This window comes from Methylobacterium sp. Leaf88 (assembly GCF_001422795.1).
Classification (GTDB): domain Bacteria; phylum Pseudomonadota; class Alphaproteobacteria; order Rhizobiales; family Beijerinckiaceae; genus Methylobacterium.
Genome location: NZ_LMMK01000053.1, coordinates 54,420 through 71,525, shown reverse-complemented (window position 1 = coordinate 71,525; position 17,106 = coordinate 54,420). Strand labels below are relative to the sequence as shown.

Annotated in this window: 18 protein-coding genes; 6 read left to right on the top strand and 12 right to left on the bottom strand. The window is 72.2% G+C overall.

From position 1 onward, the window contains the following. Positions 1-152: 152 nt before the first annotated feature. The 3 genes from argF to ASF20_RS21190 all read left to right on the top strand — a co-directional run bounded on the left by argF (position 153) and on the right by ASF20_RS21190 (position 3,768). On the top strand, positions 153-1,106 hold the full coding sequence (gene argF, locus ASF20_RS21200; RefSeq protein ID WP_056214080.1) for an ornithine carbamoyltransferase: 954 nt from the start codon (positions 153-155) through the stop codon (positions 1,104-1,106). A 272-nt stretch (positions 1,107-1,378) separates the two neighbouring features. Then, positions 1,379-2,398 (top strand): Hsp33 family molecular chaperone, encoded by a 1,020-nt coding sequence (locus tag ASF20_RS21195; protein ID WP_056277736.1) that lies wholly within the window; start codon positions 1,379-1,381, stop codon positions 2,396-2,398. A gap of 173 nt (positions 2,399-2,571) precedes the next feature. After that, positions 2,572-3,768, top strand: a complete 1,197-nt coding sequence (locus ASF20_RS21190) for a hypothetical protein (protein ID WP_056277733.1) — start codon at positions 2,572-2,574, stop codon at positions 3,766-3,768. Positions 3,769-3,829: 61 nt separating this feature from the next. Here the strand turns inward: ASF20_RS21190 and speG are convergent, their stop codons facing one another. Genes speG through apaG form a run of 3 tightly spaced genes read right to left on the bottom strand, consistent with a single transcriptional unit; the run spans position 3,830 to position 5,980 of the window. Next, complete coding sequence (gene speG / locus ASF20_RS21185) at positions 3,830-4,414, bottom strand: spermidine N1-acetyltransferase (RefSeq protein ID WP_056277728.1); 585 nt, start codon at positions 4,412-4,414, stop codon at positions 3,830-3,832. Further along, complete coding sequence (argE, locus tag ASF20_RS21180; protein WP_056277725.1) at positions 4,411-5,583, bottom strand: acetylornithine deacetylase; 1,173 nt, start codon at positions 5,581-5,583, stop codon at positions 4,411-4,413. The genes speG and argE overlap by 4 nt, the downstream gene beginning before the upstream one ends. A 4-nt stretch (positions 5,584-5,587) precedes the next feature. Beyond that, positions 5,588-5,980, bottom strand: coding sequence for a Co2+/Mg2+ efflux protein ApaG (apaG, locus tag ASF20_RS21175; RefSeq protein ID WP_055950877.1), 393 nt, complete (start codon positions 5,978-5,980; stop codon positions 5,588-5,590). A 144-nt stretch (positions 5,981-6,124) separates the two neighbouring features. Here apaG and ASF20_RS21170 point away from each other — a divergent pair, with 144 nt between their 5' ends. Next, positions 6,125-6,544 carry a hypothetical protein gene (locus tag ASF20_RS21170; protein WP_056277722.1) on the top strand — a complete coding sequence of 140 codons (420 nt, stop codon included), beginning with the start codon at positions 6,125-6,127 and terminating at the stop codon, positions 6,542-6,544. 99 nt (positions 6,545-6,643) lie between these two features. Next, positions 6,644-7,762 carry a 2'-deoxycytidine 5'-triphosphate deaminase gene (locus ASF20_RS21165; RefSeq protein WP_056277719.1) on the top strand — a complete coding sequence of 373 codons (1,119 nt, stop codon included), beginning with the start codon at positions 6,644-6,646 and terminating at the stop codon, positions 7,760-7,762. A gap of 79 nt (positions 7,763-7,841) precedes the next feature. Here the strand turns inward: ASF20_RS21165 and ASF20_RS21160 are convergent, their stop codons facing one another. Next, positions 7,842-8,927 carry a putative sulfate exporter family transporter gene (locus tag ASF20_RS21160; RefSeq protein WP_082501491.1) on the bottom strand — a complete coding sequence of 362 codons (1,086 nt, stop codon included), beginning with the start codon at positions 8,925-8,927 and terminating at the stop codon, positions 7,842-7,844. 134 nt (positions 8,928-9,061) lie between these two features. Here ASF20_RS21160 and ASF20_RS21155 point away from each other — a divergent pair, with 134 nt between their 5' ends. After that, a complete protein-coding gene (locus ASF20_RS21155) occupies positions 9,062-9,304 on the top strand; it encodes a hypothetical protein (protein ID WP_056214107.1) in 243 nt (80 codons plus the stop codon). Positions 9,305-9,349: 45 nt separating this feature from the next. Here ASF20_RS21155 and ASF20_RS21150 read toward each other — a convergent pair whose 3' ends face one another. From ASF20_RS21150 to ASF20_RS21115, 8 genes are all read right to left on the bottom strand, one after another. Further along, on the bottom strand, positions 9,350-9,682 hold the full coding sequence (locus tag ASF20_RS21150) for a hypothetical protein (RefSeq protein ID WP_056277716.1): 333 nt from the start codon (positions 9,680-9,682) through the stop codon (positions 9,350-9,352). An 11-nt stretch (positions 9,683-9,693) separates the two neighbouring features. Then, a complete protein-coding gene (locus ASF20_RS21145) occupies positions 9,694-10,908 on the bottom strand; it encodes a molybdopterin-dependent oxidoreductase (RefSeq protein ID WP_056277712.1) in 1,215 nt (404 codons plus the stop codon). A gap of 38 nt (positions 10,909-10,946) precedes the next feature. Beyond that, positions 10,947-11,834 (bottom strand): GntR family transcriptional regulator, encoded by an 888-nt coding sequence (locus ASF20_RS21140; RefSeq protein WP_244476516.1) that lies wholly within the window; start codon positions 11,832-11,834, stop codon positions 10,947-10,949. Between the two features lie 2 nt (positions 11,835-11,836). Continuing rightward, positions 11,837-12,826, bottom strand: a complete 990-nt coding sequence (locus tag ASF20_RS21135) for an Ldh family oxidoreductase (protein ID WP_056277706.1) — start codon at positions 12,824-12,826, stop codon at positions 11,837-11,839. A 6-nt stretch (positions 12,827-12,832) separates the two neighbouring features. Then, a complete protein-coding gene (locus ASF20_RS21130; RefSeq protein WP_200927255.1) occupies positions 12,833-13,774 on the bottom strand; it encodes an NAD(P)-dependent oxidoreductase in 942 nt (313 codons plus the stop codon). 89 nt (positions 13,775-13,863) lie between these two features. Beyond that, complete coding sequence (locus tag ASF20_RS21125; protein ID WP_056277870.1) at positions 13,864-15,231, bottom strand: cation:dicarboxylase symporter family transporter; 1,368 nt, start codon at positions 15,229-15,231, stop codon at positions 13,864-13,866. Positions 15,232-15,395: 164 nt separating this feature from the next. After that, positions 15,396-16,547: a UxaA family hydrolase gene (locus ASF20_RS21120; RefSeq protein WP_156389594.1), complete on the bottom strand. Its 1,152-nt coding sequence runs from the start codon at positions 16,545-16,547 to the stop codon at positions 15,396-15,398. 136 nt (positions 16,548-16,683) lie between these two features. After that, positions 16,684-17,001 carry a UxaA family hydrolase gene (locus ASF20_RS21115; protein ID WP_056214120.1) on the bottom strand — a complete coding sequence of 106 codons (318 nt, stop codon included), beginning with the start codon at positions 16,999-17,001 and terminating at the stop codon, positions 16,684-16,686. Between the last annotated feature and the right edge of the window lie 105 nt (positions 17,002-17,106).

The window sequence follows — 17,106 nt, the reverse complement described above, 5'->3', positions numbered from 1 at the left end:
CGGCGGCCGGCCGGCTCGGGACGCGCCTGCGCGGCGCCGCCGAGTAACCGCCAGGAACCGGGCGCGTCACCGGACGGCCGCACCGGCCGCGACGCCGCCCCGCCCCGACCGAAACTGCCCTGACCGGGACCACGCACACGAAGAACGGACCGATGACCACGACACTGAACGGGACCGGCCACGGAACCCGCCACTTCCTCGACCTCAAGGACTTCTCGGCCGAGCAACTGCGCACGGTGCTGGACGCCGCCGCCCGCATCAAGGCGCGCCGCCGCAAGGGCACGCTGGCCGAGGACCGCCCCCTCATCGGCAAGACCCTGGCGATGGTGTTCGACCGGCCCTCGACCCGGACCCGGGTGTCGTTCGACGTCGGCATGCGCGAGCTCGGCGGCGAGACCCTGATGCTGACGGGGAGCGAGATGCAGCTCGGGCGCGGCGAGACCGTGGGCGACACCGCCCGGGTGCTCTCGCGCTACGTCGACGCGATCATGATCCGCATCCTGGACCACGGCCTGATGCTGGAGCTGGCCGAGTACGCCACCGTGCCGGTGATCAACGCCCTGACCAAGGTCTCGCACCCGTGCCAGATCATGGCCGACCTCCTGACCTTCGAGGAGCATCGCGGGCCGATCCGGGGCCGCACCGTGGCCTGGTCGGGGGACGCCAACAACGTGCTCGCCTCCTGGGTGCACGCCGCCGCGCGCTTCGACTTCACCCTCAACATCGCGGCCCCGCCGGAGCTGTCGACGCCCCAGCCGCTCCTCGACTGGGCGAAGGCGCAGGGCGCCACCGTCAACGTCACCACCGACGCCTACGAAGCGGTGGACGGAGCGGACGCGGTGGTCACCGATTGCTGGGTCTCCATGGGCGACGAGGACGACCAGCACCGGCACAACCTGCTGGTGCCCTACCGGGTCGATGCCCGCCTGATGGCCGCCGCGGCCCAGGACGCGATCTTCATGCACTGCCTGCCGGCCCATCGCGGCGAGGAGGTCACCGCCGAAGTGATCGACGGCCCGCAATCGGTGATCTTCGACGAGGCCGAGAACCGCCTGCATGCCCAGAAGGGCATCCTCGCCTGGTGCCTGCAGGCCCACGGCCTCTGACGGCGGGGACCGCCCCCGGGGGGCGGCCTGGTGCGGGACCACCCGTGCACGGGCCGCATCCCCGCCCCGTCGCGCCGCCGCGCCCGGATGCCTATATGGGGACCGTTCTTCCCTGAGGGTTGGGCGCGGCCGCGCGACGCGCGCGGCCGTTCCGACCGGTACGCCGCCGAGACCGTTCGGCGATCTCACGACCCCGCCCCCGAGGGGTCGCGCGGTCCGTGGCCCAGCCCTCGCGTTCGTCGAGCCCGATCGGAGCTGCCATGACTTCTGGAATGCCTGCTGGAACGACCACGGGATCCGTCCCGCCGCTCCTCATCGAGGGCGATGACGACGTGGTGCTGCCCTTCGCCGTCGAGGCCCTCGACGTGCGCGGCCGCGTGGTCCGCCTCGGCCCGTCCGTCGACACCATCCTGCGCCGGCACGGCTATCCCGATGCGGTGGCCCGCCTCCTCGGCGAGGCGGCGGCGCTCACCGTGCTCCTCGGCTCGTCCCTGAAGTTCGAGGGCCGCTTCCAGCTCCAGACCAAGACCGACGGCCCGGTGGAGATGATCGTGGTCGACTTCGAGGCGCCCGACCGCCTGCGCGCCACGGCGCGCTTCGACACCGCGCGGGTGGACGCCCTCGGGGCCGGCCCGCTCCAGGACCCGGACCTGATCGGGCAGGGGCACCTGGCCATGACCATCGACCAGGGTCCCACCAGCAGCCGCTACCAGGGCGTCGTCGCCCTGGAGGGCCAGAGCCTCGAGGAGGCGGCGCACCAGTACTTCCGCCAGTCCGAGCAGATCCCGACCCAGGTCCGCCTCGCGGTGGCCGAGCAATATGCCGGCGGCGCCCGGACCTACCGGGCCGGCGGCCTCCTGGTGCAGTTCCTGCCGCAATCCATCGACCGGGCCCGGCTCGCCGACCTGCCCCCGGGCGACATCCCCGAGGGCCACGTCCACCTCGACGCGAACGGCGTGCCCGAGGACGACGCCTGGGTCGAGGCGCGCAGCCTCGTGTCCACCATCGAGGACCACGAGCTCGTCGACCCGGAGGTCTCGGCCGAGCGCCTGCTCTACCGCCTGTTCCACGAGCGCGGCGTGCGGGTGTTCGAGGCACAGGCGGTGCACGAGCAGTGCCGCTGCTCGCCCGAGCGGGTGATGGGCATGATCACCTCGTTCTCGCCTCAGGAGCGCCGGGACATGATCGCCGATGACGGGCGCATCGGCATCACCTGCGAGTTCTGCTCACGGCACTACGACCTCGATCCGGCGGCGGTGGAAGCCGAGGTCGCAGCCCAGTCGGGCCCCTGATCCGGGGCTGCCGCGACAGGTGTCGCGGCAGCATCGCCAAGCTTGACCTTTGACGAGGACAAGACGCTGCAAATGCTCGCGCCCACAGCCGGGCCTCGCATTTGAACCGTTTCTCAGGTTTCGACGTTTGGGGTTTCTCAAGAGTGCTCGACAAGAGCTCAGGAGGAACGTCGATGAAGACATTCGTGGTCGGCAAAAATCTGGTCAGCAAGAATATCGTCGTCGGTCTGACGGCACTGCTGATGACGACGTCAGCCTACGCCCAGGGCGCGGGCCAGGCCGGCACCGCCGGCGGCAGCGAGGCCGGCGGCCGTGGTGGGGCCGCCGCCCGCAGCCAGGGCGGCGCCGAGGGCGCTTCGGGCGGCGCCCGCAGCGAGATGGGCGGACGGGCCGAGGCGGGCGGACGCCGCGAGGGCAGCCGCATGGAGAGCGGCGGGCGCGGCGACACGGCGGCCCGCGAGTCCCAGGGCCGGGATTCCCAGGCCCGGGATTCTCAGGCCCGAGATTCGCAGAACAAGGATTCGCAGGCTCGCAGCGCGGACCGGGGCGACCGCGACGGTGCGCGCGGCGACCGGGCGACCCGGACCTCGTCCCGGGAGGACCGGGTCGGCGGCCGCGAGCAGCGCGACCGCGTCTCGGTCAACACCCGCAGCGAGTCGCGCAGCGAACGCTTCGAGGGCGGACGCCGCTCGGGCCGCTTCGTCTTCATCGGCGGCCAGCGCGTGGTCTACGGCTCGCCGGAATATCGCCGCCTCGTCACCATCGAGCATCGCGGCGGCGACCGCGTGGTCGAGCGCGCGCGCCGGCGCTACGTCACCATCCGCGGTCAGCGCGTCCTCTACGGCTCGCCCCAGTACCGCCGCCTCGTCCGCGTCGAGGAGACGACCACCCGCCGTCCCGGCACCCGCTATGTCGTGGTGCGCGGCCAGCGCGTGGTCTACGGCTCGCCCGAGTATCGCCGCCTGACGGTGACCGAACGCCGGGGCGGCACCGTCGGCGCCCGCTTCGAGGAGCGGGGCTTCCGCGGCAAGGCCGTCTCGTCCCGCACCGACGCGCGTCGCGACACGCGCAACGTCCGCTCGACCGAGACCACGTCGCGGGATGGCATCCGCAACGCCGACACCCGCCAGCAGGGGGACCGCAACAGTGCCTCGGCCGAGCGCGACACGAACCGCGACCGCGGGACCGAGGGCTCGGGCATCCGCAACGCGGCCGACCGCTCGGGCGGCGCCGAGCGCGGCACCATGAACACCGGCAACCGGACCGGCGGGGCCGAGCGCGGCCCGAATGCCGGCGCGCAGGGCGGCAAGGCCGGCAGCATGGGTGGCGGCGAGCGCAGCGGCGGGCAGGGCGGCGCGGGCCGCAACTGATCGCAAAGGCCGATCGCAGGACCTGAACGCGGCGCCGGACCTCCTCGCGGAGGCCCGGCGCTCAGGCCTTCAGGACGGGATCGGCGATGTCGCCGCCGCCCCGGCGGGCGAGGTAGGCGGGCTGGAACAGGCACATCCGCACTGCGTCGCGGTACTTGCCGTTGACGAAGAACTCGTCCTTCAGGATGCCCTCGGGCTCGAAGCCGCAGCGCTCGTAGATCCGCACCGCGCGGGCATTGTCCTTGTCCACGTGCAGGTAGAGCTTGTGGATGTTGAGGACGCTGAAGGCATAGTCCATGGCGATGCGCGTGGCCCGCGGGGCGTAGCCCTGGCCCTGGAAGGCCGGGTGGATCGCGATCTGGAATTCGCAGCGCCGGTGCAGATGGTTGATCTCCACGAGCTCGACGAGGCCGGCGGGCGCGCCGTCCGCATTGGCGATGATGAAGCGCCGCTCGGTCTGGTTGTGGATGTTGCGCTCGTAGAGCTGCGCCAGTTCGGCGAAGGACTCGTAGGCCTCCTCGAACCAGTAGCGCATGATGCTGTCGTTGTTGTTGAGCTGATGCACGAACATCAGGTCCTCGCGCTCCAGCGGGCGCAGCTTCACCGGCCCGTCCGCCGCGATGGTGCGGGGCACGAAGGCGGTCATGGCGTCACGCACGCCGCCGCGAGGCGGTCCATGAAGGCCTCGCCGGCCTTGAGCGCCGCGAGCGTGATGTACTCGTCCGGCTGGTGCGCCTGGTCGATGGAGCCGGGGCCGCAGACCACGGTGGGGATGCCGGCGACCTGGAAGCGCCCGGCCTCCGTGGCGTAGGGCACCGAGATCGTGTGGTTGCGCTCCGCCACCCGGAGGGCCAGCCGCTCGGCCGCCGAGCCGGGCTCCGGCGCGAGGCCCGGCACCGCCACCTCCTCCAGCGTCTCGATCCGCCCGTAATCGCCGTAGCGGTTGAGCCGGTCGCGCAGCACGGTGCGCACCTTGGCCTCGAACAGGGCGGGGATCTCGCCCATGTCGAGGTCGGGCAGGCCGCGGAACTCCCAGTGGAAGGTGCAGACCTTGGGCAGGATGTTGCGGGCCGTGCCACCCGCGATGGTGCCCACATGCACGGTGGTGGCGGGCGGGTCGAAGCGGCCCGAGGCGTCGCCCCGGGCGATCATCGCGTCGGCGATCCGGTTCAGCTCCGAGACGAGGTCGGCCGCCGCCATCACGGCGTTGGCCCCGAGCATCGGCTTGGCCGAGTGGGCCTCGTGCCCGTGCACGGTGGTGAGATAGGTGACGATGCTCTTGTGCGCGTCGGCCACTTCGAGGTCGGTGGGCTCGCCGACGATCACCGCGCCGGGGCGCGGCAGGTCGGCCCCGAACCGCGCGATCGTGTCGGCCACACCCAGGCAGGTGGTCTCCTCGTCGTAGGACAGGAGGATGTGGATCGGACGCTCGAGGCCGGCGGCCTGGAAGCGCGGGATCGCCGCGAGCGCCAGGGCGCAGAAGCCCTTCATGTCGACGGCGCCGCGGCCGTAGGCACGCCCGTCCGCCACCCGCAGGGTAAAGGGGTCGGCGCTCCAGGCTTGCCCCGTCACCGGCACCACGTCGGTATGGCCCGAGAGCACGATGCCGCCGTCGACCATCGGGCCGATGGTGGCGAACAGGGCCGCCTTGTCGCCGGCCGCGTTGGGCACGCGGACGAAGGGCACGCCGAGGTCGTCGAGGGCGGCCGCCACGCAGTCGATGAGCGCGAGGTTCGATTTCGAACTCTCGGTGTCGAAGGCCACGAGCCGCGCCAGCCAGTCGAGGGTCTCCGGGCGCGGGCCTTCGGTGGACATCGCCCTAGTGCACGCTGCGGCGGACATGGGGCGAATCGAGCGAGAAGGCCGGGATCTCCGCCTCGAAGCTCTCGCCCCCATGGGTCGCCATGGTGTAGCTGCCGGCCATCAGGCCGTCCGGCGTGGTGAGCGGGCAGCCGCTGGTGTAGCTGAACGATTCGCCCGGCTCGAGCACCGGCTGCTTGCCGACCACCCCGGCGCCGCGGACCTCCTGGGTCTCGCCGCGCCCGTCGACGATGCGCCAGTGGCGGGAGCGCAGCTGCACCTGCTCGGGGCCGTTGTTCACGATCTCGACCGTGTAGGCGAAGAAGTAGCGGCTCTCGGCCGGCGACGATTCTTCCTCGACGAAGCGAGGCATCACGGTCACGCTGATCCCGCGCGTCTGGGCCTTGTACATCCCCGTCATGCCTCCCTGGCCGGACCTGAACCCCGAGCGCGCTGCGTTCGCGACAAGCACAGGGCGTCGTGGTACGGCCCTCGCAAAACCGCGTCAATCGTGGCGAATGCGGGGGTGCCCGCGCAAGAACGAGGTCCGTGCCCCGTGGTCGAGGAGACCGTTTCGCGCCCGTCCGTCCGGTCCGCCGGCCGGGCCCTCCTCGCCAGCCTCGCCCTCGCGGGCCTGACCGCCGCCTTCGCCTGGGCCGCGCCGGAGCGCAACGGCTGGGCCGCCCTGGCGCTGGCCGTGGCGCTGGCCCTCGACGGGCTGGCGCAGGGGGCGGGGGCCTGGCTGGCCCGCCGCGGAGGCGGGCCGCCCCGGATCGCCGGCCTGCCCTCCCTGGTGCTGGCCTTCGGACCGGCCGCCGGCCTCGGCACGGTCCCGTTCGCCGTCGCCCTGGCGGCCTGGCCCGCCGGCTTCCCGATCCTCGCCAGCGCGCTCGCGGGTCTGATCGCCATGGGCGCCATCGCGCGCCTCGTCCTCGCCTGGATCGTCCTGCGGATCGCGCAAGACCCGGAGGCTTAACCGGACCTTAGGCGATCCGGCCGCATTTCGTGCAGAATGCGGCGTTCCCGCCCCGGCCGCCGGGGTGGTGCCCGATCGACGAGCGGGTGGTGCGAGCGGATGCAAGACGGGATTCGGGCCGCGGTGCAGGACGGGGCGGACAGCCGCCAGCACGGGATTCTGGCCGCGGCCGGGATCGCAGCGCTGACGCGCGCGGGCGCGATCCGGCCCGACACGCCCTACGCGCCCGACCAGATCCAGCCCGCGAGCCTCGACCTGCGCCTCGGCGCCCGGGTGTTCCGCGTGCGCACCAGTTTCCTGCCCGGCACCCGCACGGTCTCCGCCTGCATCGAGGCCTTCGCCCTGCACGAGATGGACCTGCGCCACGGGGCCGTGCTGGAAACGGGCTGCGTGTACATCGCCGAGCTGCAGGAGCATCTCGCCCTGCCGGGCGACCTCGCCGCCAGCGCCAACCCGAAGAGCTCCACCGGCCGCATCGACGTCTTCACCCGCGTCATCACCGACCGGGGCGCCGCCTTCGACCAGGTCGAGGCCGGCTATCACGGGCCGCTCTATGCGGAGATCTCGCCCCGCACCTTCCCGGTGAAGGTCCGCACCGGCTCGCGCCTGTCGCAGATCCGGTTCCGGCGCGGCGAGCCCCGCCTCACCGACGCCGACCTCGCGGCCCTGCACGCGGCCTCGCCCCTGGTCGACGCCCCGAACCCGACCTTCCAGGGCGGCATCGGCGTCTCCATCGACCTTGCGGGCTTCTCCGGCCTCATCGGCTACCGCGCCCGGCGCCATACCGGCCTCGTCGACGTCGACGCCCCGGGCACGCACCGGGCGGCGGATTTCTGGGAGCCCCTGCACGCCGACCCGTCCCGGGCCCTGATCCTCGATCCCGGCCAGTTCTACATCCTGGCCTCCAAGGAGGCCGTGCAGGTGCCGCCCGACTTCGCCGCCGAGATGGTGCCGTTCGACCCCCTGGTGGGCGAGTTCCGGGTCCACTACGCCGGCTTCTTCGATCCGGGCTTCGGCTTCGCCGCCGCGGGCGGGGCGGGGGCCCGCGCCGTCCTCGAGGTGCGCTCGCGCGACGTGCCGTTCCTGCTCGAGGACGGCCAGATCGTCGGCCGCCTCGTCTACGAGCGCATGGCCGAGCGCCCCGCCACCCTGTACGGCGCGGGCGCGGGCTCGAACTACCAGGCCCAGGGGCTGAAGCTCTCCAAGCACTTCGTCTGAGACAGGCCCTTCCTCCGAGAGGGCCGTTCCGCCTGACGGACGAGCGGCGGCCGGATTCGGGCCGCCGCCGGGGACCCGCTCAGGCGATCCCGAGGGCCCAGATCAGGGACAGGCTGACGACCAGGAGGACGACGAGGGAGCCGGTCACCGCCAGGGTGACCCGGCCGCCCACCCGCGCCAGCACCCGCACGTCGACGCCGAGGCCGAGCGCCGCCATCGACACCACGGTGAGGAGGCCCGCCAGCCGCGTCACCGGCTGGGAGGCCGCGTCCGGGATGAGCCCGGCCGAGCGCAGGGTCGCGAGCGCCAGGAAGCCCAGGATGAACCAGGGCACGATCTTGAAGAAGCCGAGGCGCCCGGGCCGGCCCTTGGCCGACGCGCCCTCGGCCGGCAGGTGCGGCGCGATGAACGAGAAGGCCACAACCACCGGCCCGAGCATCAGGACGCGCACGAGCTTGACCAGGGTGCCGACCTGGGTCGCCAGGATGCCCACCGGCACCGTGGCGGCGAGCACCTGCGGCACCGCATAGACGGTGAGGCCCGCCAGGGTGCCGTACTGGTGCTCGGACAGGCCGGCGAGGGGGATGAACAGGGGCAGGCCCAGCACCATCAGCACGCCGAGCACCGCCGTGAAGGCGATGGCGGCCACCACGTCCTTGCTGTCGGCCCCGATCACCGGCGCCACCGCGGCAATGGCGGAGTTGCCGCAGATCGCGTTGCCGCAGGCCACCAGGATCGCCATGCGGGACGGCAGGCCGAGCACCCGGCAGATGGCGTAGCTGGCCACGATCGCCAGCACCACCGTGGCGACGATGCCCAGGAGGAGGCTCGTGCCGGAGGCGACGATGGCCCCGAGGCTGATCGAGGCGCCGAGCAGGGTGACGGCCAGTTCGAGCACCTGCTTGGCCGAGAAGGCAATGCCGGCCCGGAAGCGCTCGCCCGGGCTCCACAGGGTGCGCAGCGCGATCCCCAGCAGGATAGCGATGACCAGGGCCTCGACGTAGGGGTGGCCCGTGGCGCGCTCCTCCAGGGCCTGGACGGCCAGGGCCGCCGCCGTGACGGCGAGGCAGACGCAGAGGCCGGGCACCAGGGAGGCGATCCGGCCACCGGCGGCCTCCGGCTTGCCCGCTCCGGCGGGGGCCGTCGTGATGCTCTTGGTGCTCATGCTGCCTTTCCGCGAGGCAATCGGAAGGAAATTCTGCCCCGGGCGCGGCCGCGAGAACAATGCTCTCCCGTGGCGAAAATCTTCGCAAAACCCATCCATTGATTGGGCAGGGTCGAAGCGCGACATTCACCCCCATGAGCAACCGGTCCGACAACGCAGCGATGGCCTACGATCCCTTCGGCGAGCCCGTCGAGATCGCGTGCCAGGGCGCCCCCACCGCGGGCGACCGTCGGGCGCGCAGCGTCGCCGTGATCGGCTTCTGGCTGGTCGCCGCAACTCTGACGGCGAGCCGCGTCTACCTGGCCGACGAGCCGGTGGCGCAGATGGTCGCGAACGCTCATGCGCAGGTTGCCGCCTTCATCACCGCCATCCTGTAAGGGTCCGGCGCCGCCCGGTGCGGCGTCCGTCATTCGGTCCGATGCCTAGTACGCCGCCGCGAGGTAGTCCGCGATGGCCTTGCCGTCCGCCTCGTCGACCGGGGCGTGATAGACCTTGCGCATCTTCGTCACCTCGCTGGTCCAGAAGGCCGCGCCCTGGCCCGGCGGCTGCATCGCGATGTAGTCCACCCCGTGGCAGCTCTGGCAATGGGCCTCGGCTGACGCGCGGCCGGCCTCGTGGCCGGGGGCCAAGCGCAGCTGCGCGGTCGGCTCCGGCAGGTCGTAGGTCCGGGGCGCGGCGGCGGCCGGCAAGCCGGCCCAAAGTCCGGCCAGGAGGCCGGTGGCGGCCAGCGCCGCCGCGCGGGAACGCACGGTCATCCTGTCTCTCCTCATGCGGCCTGCACCCGGACGGTCTCGACGACGTTGCGCATGTAGCCCGGCGGGTTCCAGCGCGGTTCCATCGGCTGGGTGGCGCCGTCCTGGCCCGTCGCCCGGACCCGGAGGGCATGCGCCCCCGCGGGGAGGTCGACCGACAGGGTCCAGGGCCGGAACGCATAGCGCCCCAGATCGGGGCCGAGGTGCGCCTCCGTCCAGCTTCGCCCGTCATCGGTGGAGACCGCCACCGCCCGGATGCCCGAACCGCCGTCGAAGGCGATGCCGCGCAACGCCGTCCGGCCGGCCGGGATCGCGGCCCCGTCGGCGAGGTTGGTGACGAAGGAGCGGATGGCGAAGCGGTTGATCGGCACGGTGGCCTTGGGGGTCTGGCCGGGCTCGACGCAGGCGCAGGCATTGTCCGGGATGCGGTAGGCCGCGCGCATCCAGAATCCCTCGTAGGGCTTGTCCGTCACCGTGATGGCGTTGAGGTGCTTGACCCAGTAGGTGCCGTAGAAGCCCGGCACCACGAGGCGCAGGGGATAGCCGTTGAGCCAGGGCAGGTCCTCGCCGTTCATGGCCCAGGCCAGCATCACCTCGCCGTCGCGGGCATGGTCGATGGCGAGCGCCTTGGCGAAGTCCGGGGTCTCGGGCAGGACCGGGCCGTCGAGGCCCTCGAAGACGACCTGCACCGCCCCGGCCTTCACGCCCGCCCGGTCGAGCACCGCCTTCAGGGGCACGCCGGTCCAGCGGGCGTTGCCCATGGCGCCGTTGGCGAGCTGCCCGCCGGCGACCCGCGGCGCGACGAAGCCACGCGAATTGCCCGAGCACTGGTTGACCGCGACGATCTCGGCGCCCGGCATCGCCTTCAGGGCGGCCAGCGACAGTCCGACCGGTCCGTCCACATGCCCCGACACCGTCAGGCGGAAGGCCTCGGGATCGATCGCGGTCGGAATGTCGGCGAGGTGGTAGCGGACGAAGAAGGCGTCGTTCGGCGTGATCACCCCTTCGTCGAACACCGCGAAGGGCGTCTCGAGCTGCGGCGGCCGCGCCGTCATCTGCAGGAGCGGGCGCTTGCCCGGATAGGCCACCAGGGGGCGCTCGCCGTTGCCGAAGGGCAGGGTGACGACCTCGCCGGCCCGGGCCGCCCAGGGCGCCAGGGCGGCGCCGGACGCCGCGAGCAGGCCGGCCCCGGCCTGCCGGAGGAGCGTTCTGCGATCGGTCTCGGTCATCCCGGTCTCTCCCGTCCGGCTGAAGGCGTCCCGCGCGGTCAGCGCAGGACGGAGGCGTAGTGGATGTCCTCGGTGAGGCAGGTCGACAGGCGCCACTCCACCGGCCGGTCCTCGAGATCCACGGCGACGCGGTCGACCTCGAGCACCGGAATCCCCGCCGGCACCCCCAGCAGGGGCGCCTTGTCGGGGGCCAGGGCGATCGCCTTGAGGCGCTCGTGCGCGGTGGCGATCGTGATGCCGAACCGGGTCGCGTAGAGGCTGTAGAGCGTGTTCGGGAGCTCCATCGCGGCCAGGCCGGGGAACAGGCTCGACGGCACGGCGATCGTCTCGACGAGGCAGATCCGTCCGTCGAGGGCGCGCACCCGCTCCAGCCGCACCACGCGCGCGTTGCGCAGGAGAGCGAGCCGGTCGCGCTCGTCGATGGTGGCCGCGGCCTCCGCGATCGCCACGACGCGGCTGGTGGGGGTGCCGGCCACCGCCCCGTCGGGGCGCAGCTTGAAGAAGCGGAAGACGCTCTGCTTGTCGTCGTGCTCGGCCACGAAGGTGCCGCGCCCCTGGCGGCGCACCAGCAGGCTGTCGGCGGTGAGGGCGTCGAGGGCCTTGCGGACCGTGCCCTGGCTGACGCCGAGCTCGGCCGCCAGCACGCCCTCGCTGGGCAGGATCTGGCCCGGCTGCCAGACGGCGTCGGCGAGGCGGCGCAGGAGCGTGTCGTAGACCTGCCGATAGAGCGGCCGGAAACCCACCGCATTCCCACCTGTGCGTTCCATGTCGGTGCGCCGCTGCTCCCCGGGCGTGGGCGGAGGAAAGGAGAGGTTTCCCAGCACGGTGTCCCGTCCCTCGTTAAGGCCGAGCCCCGCTCCGGGCAATCGGTCGATCCGCAGGGCCGGCGGCCGGGGGCGGGTCCCGCTCGGGAGGGCGGCCTTCATCGTCAGAGCGCCTCGATCTCGGCCACGAGGGCGTCCGGGACGGCGAGCCCCTCGGCCTCGGCCCGGGCCCGGAAGGCGAGGCGGCGGGCCCCGGGCAGGCGGGCCCCGTCCTGCGCCTCGATGGAGCCGGCGAGCTCCGCGAACCGGGCCAGCGCCCCGGGGCCGAAGGCATCCGCCGCGAGGGCGATGACGAGCTGCCCGGTGCCCGGCGGATCGCCCTCGGCGTCGAGGAACGAGCTCGCCTCGCCGGCGAAGCGCCCGCCGGTCAGGCCGGCCGCGAGGAGTTCCACCATCAGGGCCAGCGCCGTGCCCTTGGCGTCGCCGAGCGGCACCATGGTGCCCTTCAGGGCCGCGGCCGGGTCGGTGGTCGGCGCGCCCGCGGCATCGAGGGCCCAGCCCTCGGGGATGGCCTCGCCGCGCTGGCGGGCGGCCATGATCGCGCCGCGGGCCACCTTCGAGAGGGACAGGTCGACCACGATCGGCGCGCGGCCGGGCAGGGGGCAGGCGAAGGCGAGGGGGTTCGTCCCGAACACCGCCCGGGATCCGCCCCAGGGCGCCATGGCGGCGGGGGTGTTGGCCAGCAGGATCGCCACGAGCCCGGCCTCGGCCAGGGCCTCGACGGGACGGCCGGCCGCGCCGCAATGGTGCGAGCGCCGGATGCCGGCCGCCGCGACGCCCTGCGCACGGACCACGGCCGGGAGTTGCTCCACCACCGCGTCGAGGGCCGGGTAGGCGAAGCCGTGGGCGGCATCGACGGCGAGGAGCCCGGGCCGGGGCCGGCTCACCGCGACCGCGGCGTCGCCCACCACCTTGCCGGCCCGGACCTGGGCCGCATAGGCGGCCACCCGCGAGAGCCCGTGGCCCTTCAGCCCGTCGGCCTCGGCGCCCACGAGGGCGCGGGCGACGCTGCGGGCAGCGGGCGCGCGGGTTCCGCAGCGGACCAGGGCCTCGCTGACGAGGGCGTGGGCGGCGGCGAGGCTCAGGGTGGTCATGGCGTTTCAGTCCTCGGAGAGGTGGCGGCGCACGGCCTGGGCCGTGACGCGGGACACGCGCACGTTCGATTCCCGGGTCACCCCGGCGATGTGCGGCGTCAGGATGAGGTTGGGCACGTCGCGGAAGAGGGCGCCCGCGGCGGCCGCGAGGGGTTCCTGCGGGAAGACGTCGAGGGCGGCCCCGCCGAGATGCCCGGCCCGCAAAGCCGCCGCCACGGCCGCGCCGTCGACCACCTCGCCCCGGGCGGCATTGATGAGCACCGCCCCGGCGGGCATCCGGGCGAGGGCGTCCGCATCGATCATCCCCCGGGTCTCGGGCGTCAGCGGCACGTGCAGGGACAGGACGTCGCTTTCGGCGATGAGCCCGGCGAGATCGGCGCGCGCCACCAAACCGCAATCCGGCCGCCAGGCCGGGTCGTCGGCCGGCAGGAAGGGGTCGTGGGCCGAGACCTCCATCCCGAGGGCGAGGGCACGGCGGGCGGTCTCGCGGGCGATGGCGCCGAAGCCGACGAGGCCGAGGCGCTTGCCCGAGATCTCCCGGCCCATCAGGGCATTGCGCGGCCAGGTCCCGGCCGCCACCGCGGCGCTGGCCCCGTAGGCGCCGCGCAGGAGGAGCATGGCGGTGCCGATCACGTACTCGGCCACCGCGACGTCGTTGGCGCCGGTGGCGGGATAGACGGCGACGCCGCGGGCCCGGCAGGCCGCGAGGTCGATGTTGTCGAGGCCGACGCCGAGGCGCCCGACCACCTTCAGGTCGGGGGCGGCGGCCAGGAGGGCCGCGCTCACCTGGGTGCGGTTGCGGACCACGAGGGCGTCCGCATCGGCCAGCGCCGCCCGCAGGTCCTCCGGCCGGTCGACCAGGGCCGGGTCGTACAGGGTCGCGAACCCGCCGAGCTCGGCCGCGATGGCGGCCTCGTCCATGAACTCGGCGATCACGACCTTCGGCACGCGGCCGGTTCGGGATGTCGTCGTCTCTGAGGGCGTCAGGGTGGATGGTGTCACGGCGCTGGGCCTCCGGTTTGCGGGGACGCGGCCCGTCAGGTGGCGGGGATCGCGGCGGGCATCGCCCGGTGGCGGGCCGGGCTCGGGGCGGTGGGGGCGGGCGCCTCCGCCATCGCCTCGTCCGGCTCGTCCAGGCTGTCGAGGTCGGGCTGGATGCGTCCGTCGAGGACGGCGCGGGCATGGGCGAGGTCGATCTTGCCCTCCCAGCGGGCGATCACCAGGGTCGCCACCATGTTGCCGATGGCGTTGGTGATGCAGCGCAGCTCGTTGAGGATGCGGTCGACGCCGATGATCAGCGCGATGCCGGCGACGGGGAGGAGCTGGGACGCCTGCAGGGTGGCGGCGAGCACGAACAGGATGGCCCCGGCGACCCCGGCCACCCCCTTCGAGGTCACCAGCGCGATGGCGAGGATCCCGAGCTCCTGCTCCCAGGTGAGCGGGATGTTGAGCGCCTGGGCGATGAAGCCGATCGCCATGGTGAGGTAGATGCACGAGCCGTCCATGTTGAAGGACAGGCCCGCCGGCATCACCAGGCCGGTGACGCCCTTCTCGACGGAGAGTCCGCCGAGCTTGGCCATCAGGCGCGGCAGGACCGATTCCGTGCTGGTCGTGCCGAGCAGGATGAACATCTCCTCGCGGACGTAGAGGAACAGCTTCCACAGGCTCAGGCCTACGTAGAACCGCATCACGCCGCCGAGGAACAGCACGATGAACACGAAGAAGGTCAGGTAGAGGGACAGGATCAGCATCCCGTACTGGGCCAGGATGCCGAGGCCGAACTTGCCGATGGTGAAGGCCATGGCCCCGAACGCCCCGATGGGGGCGAAGCGCATGATGATGCCCACGACCTTCATCAGGATCTCGCCGAAGGCGTGGATGACCCGGAGGGGGAACTGCCCCTTTGGCCCCATGGCGGCGAGGCCCATCCCCACCAGCACGGAGAAGAACATCACCTGCAGCAGGTCGCCCTTGGCGAAGGCGTCGACAGCGCTGTGCGGGATGATGTTGGCGATGATCTCCATCACGCTCTGGGCGTGGGCCTTGCCGGCGATCGTGGCGACGCTCTGGGCGTCCAGGCTCTCCACCGTGGCGTTGATGCCGTCGCCCGGCCGCAGCAGGTTGACGAAGAGGAGGCCGGCGCCGAGGGCCACGGTGGTCGAGACCTCGAAGTACACGAGGGTTTTCAGGCCCATGCGGCCGACGCTCTTCATGTCGCCCACATGGGCGATGCCGACCACCACCGTGCAGAAGATCACCGGCCCGACGACCATCTTGATCAGGTTGATGAACATGTCGCCGAGGATCTTCAGGCCGACGGCGAAGCCGGGGGCCAGCACGCCCACGACGATGCCGAGGGCGATGCCGATCAGGACCTGGCCGTAGATCGATCGCAAGAATTTCATTGGCGCGAACCGCATCGGCATTCCTCCCACGCGCGCTTCGAACGGGATGCGCCGCTGCGCGGTCTTCATCCCTTCGCGAAAAAACTCCGCCTTCGCGAAAACCCCGATGGCGTCGGGGCGGGACGCCGCGTTCCAGGCCGGAACGCGGCGGGAGAGGCCGCCGGTCAGGCGCTCCGGTACAGCTTCGTCATCACGAACTCGCGGTGGCCGAGGGATTCGGCGGCCGTGAGCCGTCCGTTCGCGGTCCGCACCACCATGTCGATCAGGGCGTCGCCGGCCTGCGGGATGGTCATCTCCCGGGTGAGCACGCCCGAGACGTCGACGTCGATGTGCTCGCCCATGGTGCGCACCGTGCGTGGGTTGCCGGTGATCTTGATCACCGGGACGATCGGGTTGCCGATGACGTTGCCCTGGCCGGTGGGGAAGGTGTGGACCACGTAGCCCGCCGCCGCCATCAGGGTCACGCACTCGGCCGCCGCCGAGGAGGTGTCCATGTAGTACAGGCCCGGTCCCCGGGCGGGGGACTCGGCCGGCTGCAGCGCGTCGATGTAGCGGCAGTCGTGGCCGATCTTCTCGAGGTTGCCGAGCGCCTTCTCCTCGATGGTGCTCAGGCCGCCGAGGATGTTGCCCTTGGTCGGCTGGGAATCCGAGAGGTCGTCGGTCTTGTGGGCCTCGATGACGTCGTCCTGGTAGGACTTCCACATGGCGAACCACTTGTCGCCGATCTCCGGCGTGGCGGCGCGCTCGCGGCAGAGGTGCTCGGCGCCGGTGATCTCCGAGGTCTCGCCGAACACGCCGTAGATCCCCTGCGGGATCAGCTTGTCGTAGAGGTTGCCCACGGTGGGGCAGGAGGACAGGCCGGTGGTGGTGTCGGACTCGCCGCACTTCGTCGAGATCCAGAGGTCCGAGATCGGGCATTCCTCGCGGGGCAGCTCGGTCGCCCACTGCACGAAGCGCTTGGCCTGGTAGCTCGCCTTGGCGATGGTGGCGATGTCGCCGTGCCCCTCGATGCCGAAGCCGACCACGGGCTTGCCGGTCTTGGCGATGCCCTCGACGATCCGGTTGGTCCACTGGTCCTCGATGCCGATCACCACCACGGCGGCGACGTTCGGGTTGGAGCCGATGCCGATCAGGGTGCGGAAATGGAGCTCGAGATCCTCGCCGAACTGCAGGCGGCCATAGGCGTGGGGCAGGGCCATCGTGCCCTTGACGAGGTTGGCGACCGCCTCGCAGGAGGCGTTCGAGAGATCGTCCAGGGGCAGGAGGACGACGTGGTTGCGCACGCCGACGCGGCCGTTCTCGCGGCGCCAGCCCATGAAGGTGGCGGCCGCGATGTCCGCCGAGGGGCGGGCGGCGCCGAGGGCGCCGGTGGCGAACTGGTCGGGGGCTCCGCCGACGAAGGGGGAGGTGGTCTCGGGGGCGTTCATGATGGTCTCTCCGGGCATCGCGACCTCACCAGCGCTTCGTCTTGAGGTTCTGGACATGGACGTGTTCGCCCTTGGCGACGTCCTGGACGATCTTGCCGATGTCCTGGCCGTACTTGATGGCCGTATCGCCGGCCTTCAGGTCGGTGAGCGCCACCTTGTGGCCGATCGGGATGTCGTGGCGGACATGCACCGCGAAGGTCGAATCGTCCTCGGTGATGACGCCGAACGCATCGGTGTCGGCACGCAGGCCCTCGATGACCGCGACGGCGACGTTGTCCAGCGGGCTGTGGGCGAGGAGGTGCGGCTTCGTCCGCCCCTCGCCCGATCCGGCGTGGCTGTTCATTCCGAGATCCTCCTGGGTGAAGCCGTCGGCTCTTTGCGGCGACTGAGTCTTATATAAGACATGAGATTTTCCGACGTCAATCCGCGAGGCGAATCTGTCTCGACC